At 44.9% G+C, this 4,342-nt stretch carries 4 protein-coding genes and 1 pseudogene; all 5 read left to right on the top strand.

What is annotated here, in order from left to right:
- Positions 1 to 330, top strand: a pseudogene (locus WBV27_RS04300) (ATP-grasp domain-containing protein); the annotation flags it as partial.
- A 15-nt stretch (positions 331 to 345) separates the two neighbouring features.
- Positions 346 to 1,095 carry an esterase family protein gene (locus WBV27_RS04295; protein ID WP_424199733.1) on the top strand — a complete coding sequence of 250 codons (750 nt, stop codon included), beginning with the start codon at positions 346 to 348 and terminating at the stop codon, positions 1,093 to 1,095.
- Between the two features lie 670 nt (positions 1,096 to 1,765).
- Entirely contained in the window at positions 1,766 to 2,764 is a 999-nt protein-coding gene (locus WBV27_RS04290; protein WP_424199731.1) for a LacI family DNA-binding transcriptional regulator, read from the top strand.
- Between the two features lie 80 nt (positions 2,765 to 2,844).
- On the top strand, positions 2,845 to 3,828 hold the full coding sequence (locus WBV27_RS04285; protein ID WP_424199729.1) for a dihydrodipicolinate synthase family protein: 984 nt from the start codon (positions 2,845 to 2,847) through the stop codon (positions 3,826 to 3,828).
- Between the two features lie 116 nt (positions 3,829 to 3,944).
- On the top strand, positions 3,945 to 4,342 hold a 398-nt coding region (locus tag WBV27_RS04280; protein ID WP_424199727.1), incomplete at its 3' end, for a divalent metal cation transporter.

The raw sequence follows: 4,342 nt of genomic DNA, 5'->3' as shown, positions 1-4,342 counted from the left end.
CTGCGTCCGCCTGGCGGGCATACAATGGACATGTGGAACTGGGCAAATGATGTCGATCTGTATGCCGCTTATGGAAATCTGGTTGCGACCGGCAATTTCACAGCGCAGATGAACACGCCTTACTATTGCTGCTACGTCAGCCGCAAGGGCGTCCATCCTTACCGCTTCACGCATGAGGAAGTGATGGCCCGTTACGGTGGCAACGTCGTTCTGTTTGAAGAAATGCCGGGGATTTTTGCGGCCATCATGGGTGATTTCGGCTACGTCATCCGTGCGGCAGAATACCAAGAACTGATGGACATCATCCATATGATTTCCGTAACCGAATAGATTGGGGGAAATAAGATGCACGTAGAATATTCATCACAATGGAGCGGTCACCTGAACCGCGAGATGCGTTTCAATCGCTATGGACATGCGGGTAAACCGATCATCGTCTTCCCGTCATCCGGAGGCAGCCACAACGAGTACGCGGACTTCGGCATGATCGAAGCTTGCCAGTGGTTCATCGACCAAGGCTTGGTGCAGTTTTACACGCCGGACAGCGTGGACAACGAATCTTGGCTTTGCGAATGGAAAAGTCCTTACGACCGCGCCAACATGCACGAACGTTATGACCGCTACATCATCGAGGAACTGGTGCCGCACATCAAACATCAGACGAACCATCAAGGACCGATGATCGCGACCGGCTGCAGCATGGGCGGCTATCACAGCCTGAACTTTTACCTGCGCCATCCGGATGTCTTCGACAGCGTCATCGCGCTGAGCGGCCTTTACGATGTCCGTTACTTCTTTGGAGATTACCATGACCGCAACGCTTATGAAAACTCGCCGATCGACTACCTTTGGAATCTGAACGACGGCTGGTTCCTGGACAAATACCGTTCCGGCAACATCATCGTCGCGACCGGCCAAGGCAACTGGGAAGAAGTCAGCATCCGCGATACGCGCAAAATTGAAGAAGTGATGCGCTTCAAGAACATCCCCGCGTGGATCGACTTCTGGGGAACTGATGTCCACCACGACTGGGAATGGTGGCGCGTCCAGATGCCGTATTTCCTGGGCAAACTGAATGAGCAAGGTAAGCTATAATTGAGAAGAAACTCCCGTCCTTTCAGTGCTTTTTGCTGAGAGGACTTTTTGTTGCGGAATGATGAATTCCCGGGGTCGAGGTCAGGCCGGCCGCTTTTTTTGCGCGTAAACATGAATAACTGGCCGTTATCCATCCTTTTCGTCCGGCAGCGGCTCAAAAAGATGAATAAATAAATGCTATTCATCTTTTTCGTATGTCAGACACTCAAAACCATGAATACTATTCGGTTATCCATGGTGTTCCGGGCAGCGCTCAGAGTTCTAAACTACTATTGCAAAGCCAAACGTTTGAGAATAAATGAACATGGATGCTGTTGTATAGCGATTATAGAGCTGTCAACTGAGAGGAGAATAAAAAAGATTATGCAACAAATTGCAGAAAGGCCAAGAACTATTGTCTTTTAATAGGAGTCGGGTCTATAATACAGACATGAAAGAAAGCGATTGCTGAATGAGAGGAAATCTTCACGAAGTTGGAATGGTAGTTATGTTCCAAAAATGATGCGAGTGACTTTTATTCAGTAAGAAGCCTATTTTATAACACCTAATCTGCAATCGATTGTAGAACATGTTTATGGGTCTAAGGGAGTGACTTCCTAAGCCTATTTAAAAATATCCAATCTACAATCGTTTGCAGAAAGAGCAATCCTCCAGGAAGGAGAAATTTCTGATGGCTACTTTGAAAGATGTGGCGAAATTAGCAAACGTAGACGCCAGCACAGTTTCCCGAACCCTCAATAATAATTCTTATGTCCATGAAGACACAAGGAGACGGGTCATGGAGGCGGTAGAGCAATTGAGCTATAAGCCCAATTTATTGGCTCAAGGCTTACGCAAGGGGAAACGTCAGTCGATAGGTGTCATCATACCAAGCATCAGCTTATCTATCTTTTCGGATATTGTTCAAGTAATTGAACGGGAGGCAACTAAACTTGGCTATCGTATCATCATCTGTATTTCGGACGACGATCCGGAAATCGAGAAAGAATATATCGAACGCCTGCGAAATGGACTTGTGGACGGTATCATCATTGCGTCGACAGGAAAGAATAACGCTGCGTTACGCAATATTCAAAATAGTGGAATCGCTGTCATCCAGTTGATCCGCAAACAGGATAAGACGCTCAGTAGCATCGTAGCGAATTATCGCTCATCGGCTTACGAAGCAGTCAGGTATCTGGTCTCTCGAGGCTGCAAAAAGATTGGGTTGATAAACGGATCAATGAAAGTGCTTCCGTATATCGAAAGATGTGAAGGCTACAAGCAAGCAATCCAAGAGTTCGGGTTGGAAGCGTATGTGATTGAATCCAAGTCAAAAAAAGAATCCTACTTTGAAGATGGTTATACAGGTGCAAAAAAACTCTTGGAAAAGGATCCTGACATTGACGGCATCATTGTTGCTGCGGATATGCATGGAATCGGAGTCATCCGTTACCTGAAAGAGCAAAAAATCGCCATCCCTGACCAAATCAAGGTGATGAGTCTGACAGGCCACTCGATAGGCGGCATGTTGGAAACAGCAATGACCTCTGTGGAATTGCCTTCCCAAGAGATCGGCGAATTGATCACAAAAAGTATCGTGAAGGATATCGAGGCACCCAAAAATGGGAAGCGAATTCCAGTCCATCAAGAATTAGGGGTATCCCTGGTTGAAAGAGAAACAACCTAACTTTGTTCATGACCTTATGTATTGCGCAGTATGTAGGGATGAAAATAAACTAATACATATCATTAAGGAGAGAAATAACTATGACTAAAGTAAAAAATTGGAAAACTATCTTCCCTGCAATCTCTATCCCATTAAATGATGATTACTCTATAAATGAAGCAGAATTACGTCCTTATGTTCGCTGGTTAGCTTCATTCGACGAAATCGGCGGTTTGGTATGTAACGGTCATACTGGTGAAATCACTTCCTTGACTCGTGCTGAACGCGCTCGTGTAGTTGAAATCGTGGCGGAAGAAGTTGGTGACCAAATGACCATCATCTCAGGAATCAACTGCGAAAACACACAAGAGTCCATCGAAATGGCTCGCGAGGCAAAAGAAGCAGGTGCCGACGGTATCCTATTGATGCCTCCTCATATGTGGTTACGCTTTGGAATGAATCCTGCTGCTCCGTTTGAATATGTAAAAGATGTAGCTGATGGTGCCGATATCGATATCATTATCCACTTATACCCAGCAACAAGTAAAGCCTTCTATCCAGTAGAAACATTAATCAAGATGGCTAATGAAATTGAACATGTAAAATCCATCAAGATGGGTACGCGTGTAACAGCTCTTTATGAAAATGACATCAGAGAATTACGCAAGCATGCTCCAGATGTTTCCTTGATCACTTGCCATGATGAAACATTGTTGACATCTATGTTCCCAGGAATGGACGGTGCCTTGATCGGTTTCGCTGGGTGTATCCCAGAACTGATTACAGAAGCTTGGAAAGCGATGAAAGCAGGAGACTTCCAAAAAATCCGTCAGTATGATGACTTGATCTTCCCAATTTCAAAAGCAATCTACGGTGGGGGACAACCATCAGGCGAAGCTCATGCTCGCATGAAAGAAGCTTTGGTACAACGTGGCGTATTCACTTCTGCTCTTATGAGAAAGCCCGTATTGCCGTTGGACCAAGAGGAAAAAGACGGGATCACACAAGGACTTAAGGACTCTACTGCCGGCGATGTAAGTGCTGAAGTCGCTAAGTTCAAAAAAGAAGAAGCCTTAGTGAAATAATCTGTTTTTCTGGCTAATAACGGTAATCGTTTTGATGCTGCAGAGTTTGAAGAGGAAATATTCTTTCTCGCTTTGCAGCTCCTTTTTTACAGATAAGAACTGGGGTGCAGAAAAATATGAAAGTTAATGAAAGCGGTTTAGTTACTTCGGAGAGTGTAAAGAAAGCCTCATTTAAAGAATTAGTCACAAAAATTGGGCCAAGTATTATTTTGACAGGAATTGTTTTAGGGCCAGGATCAATCACTACGGCAGCTATGTTGGGATCGGATTATGGTTATAAAATGTTATGGCTATTGTTGCCTATTGGCTTTATGGGAATTGCTTTTATGATGACGACTTATCGGATTTCGGTAATGACAGATATGCCTATTATCGCGGCCATCCGTCACTATTATGGACCGCTGGCAGGAATCGTTGTCGGTATCACTACTTTTTTGTCCTGTTTATTCTTCACCATCGGGAATATATCGGGGACAGGCGCAGGTTTCAGTCTGATTTTCGGGATCAACTGGAA

The organism is Trichococcus sp. (genome assembly GCF_049589555.1).
Classification (GTDB): domain Bacteria; phylum Bacillota; class Bacilli; order Lactobacillales; family Aerococcaceae; genus Trichococcus.
Note: the sequence above shows the minus strand (reverse complement) of the source record. Positions and strands in the feature narration are given on the sequence as shown.